This is a genomic window from Lacrimispora amygdalina (assembly GCF_003432035.1).
GTDB lineage: Bacteria > Bacillota > Clostridia > Lachnospirales > Lachnospiraceae > Lacrimispora > Lacrimispora amygdalina.
In genome coordinates this window covers 1-1,893 of sequence record NZ_QOHO01000040.1, presented here as the reverse complement: position 1 = coordinate 1,893, position 1,893 = coordinate 1, and the positions used below count along the sequence as shown (strand labels likewise).

Here is a 1,893-nt window from a genome sequence, read left to right as displayed (position 1 = left end):
TGAGTGTGCCAAGCATGGCACTAATCTAGTCAGTGAAAGTCTGACCACGGGTATTTACCGCCAAGTGTAGCGGAGCGCAAGTTGGTGTCAGTAATGGCATAGATGAAGGAAGCGCATAGCAAAGTTCTTGAGCCTACGAACAGAAACTTGATAAGGCGATGAGGTGGGTAAGGTTGCTCAACAAGCCGAAGCCCAAAAGGTAAACGTAAACCGAAGTTGTAAATCAAGAGGTTGTGGAATGAAAGATTAGTGTCTTACCTTGGGAGACCCTACCCACACATCGAAAGATATGGTCGAAAAAGGTTTAGGGAGGGAGTCAGATGATGTCATAGTAGGCGTAACAGCTGAAGGACTGAAACGATTTATAGTACAAATCGTTATTAAGAGAATGATGCATAAACCAGAAATCAGATGGACGGGAAAAGTAGGAACGTAACCGAGGAATACTGTCTATATCGAGAGGGGTGTTATGCATAAATTTTGTGATAATCAGAGGAGTAACAACGAATGGAATTAATAGATGTGATTACATCAAAAGAAAATCTAAACAGAGCCTATAAGAAAGTAGTGGCAAACAAAGAGGCAGGCGGAGTTGATGGAATGAAAGTCGAGGAACTTGGTGCATACATCAAGGAAAACAAAGACGAAATTGTCCAGTCAATCAGAAATCGAACCTATATGCCAAAGCCAGTACGCAGAGTTTATATTCCGAAAGATAATGGAAAAATGAGACCATTAGGAATTCCAACAGTCTTAGATAGAGTAGTGCAACAAGCGATTGCTCAGCCCATTATAGATATCTATGAAGAACTATTCAGTGAGTTTAGTTATGGCTTTAGACCAGGAAGAAGTTGTCATGATGCCATAAAACAAGCACTGGAGTATCTGAATGAGGGATATGAATGGGTAATAGACATTGATATAGAGCAGTTCTTTGATAAAGTAAATCATGACAAATTAATTCAAATTCTTAGAGAGCAAGTAAATGACAGTACTACATTGAACCTAATTCGGAAGTACCTGAAAGCGGGAGCAATGGAAAAAGGACTAGAGAAAGCTACAACAAGCGGTGTGCCACAGGGCGGTCCCCTTTCAGTTGTATTATCTAATGTATATCTTGATAAATTAGATAAGGAACTGGAGCAAAGAGGACTTCGTTTTACAAGGTATGCTGACGATACAATGGTGTTCACCAAAAGTGAGAAGGCAGCCAATAGAGTGATGAAATCCATCACAGATTGGATAGAAAGAATCTTTTCCTGAAAGTAAATGCAACCAAAACAAAAGTAGTCAGACCAACAAGAAGTAAATATCTTGGATTCACTTTTCTGAATCATGGTGGTGAATGGAAAGTAAAACCTACCACAGAAAAGAAAAAGAGGCTAAAGCAGAAATTGAGTGAATACCTCAAAAGAAACAAAGCTATGGCACGACCACTTGCAGTAACCATTAAGCGAGTGAATGAAGTAGTCAGGGGATGGATTAATTACTTTAGAATTGGAAAAATGAAAACGTTCATGCAGGAGTTTGGAGCATGGTTAAGGCACAAGATAAGAGTAATTGTCATAAAGCAATGGAAAACACCTAAGACAATATATAGAAATCTATGCTATCTCAATGAGAAGAATAAGAATGGATTCGACCATGAATCAATTTACAAAGTAGCAAATTCAAGGCTCGGTTGGTACAGACAAAGCGGAATGAATGTTGTGAACTTTATCATAAGTCCAGATTTGCTTGAAAATAAAATAAAGGACGGAGCTGGTTTGCTCAATCCTTTAAATTACTATCTAAGAAAAGTTGGAATATAAGTTGTAGAGCCGTATACGAGACCCGTACGTACGGTTCAATGAGAGGGAAATAATTCTTAGCAATTATTTCTCTACTCTATTA

2 protein-coding genes are annotated in these 1,893 nt (G+C 38.6%); both read left to right on the top strand.

All coding sequences use genetic code 11. The annotated features are described in order from the left end of the window. Window positions 1-507 precede the first annotated feature (507 nt). Entirely contained in the window at window positions 508-1,263 is a 756-nt protein-coding gene (gene ltrA, locus DS742_RS29480) for a group II intron reverse transcriptase/maturase (protein WP_242996472.1), read from the top strand. Next, entirely contained in the window at window positions 1,239-1,811 is a 573-nt protein-coding gene (locus DS742_RS29475) for a group II intron maturase-specific domain-containing protein (RefSeq protein ID WP_242996471.1), read from the top strand. Before ltrA ends, DS742_RS29475 begins: the two co-directional genes overlap by 25 nt. The last annotated feature ends 82 nt before the right edge of the window (window positions 1,812-1,893 follow it).

Excerpts from the sequence above, each read along its gene's own strand:
- ltrA (WP_242996472.1), top strand. The coding sequence starts at position 508 with ATGGAATTAATAGATGTGATTACATCAAAAGAAAATCTAAACAGAGCC.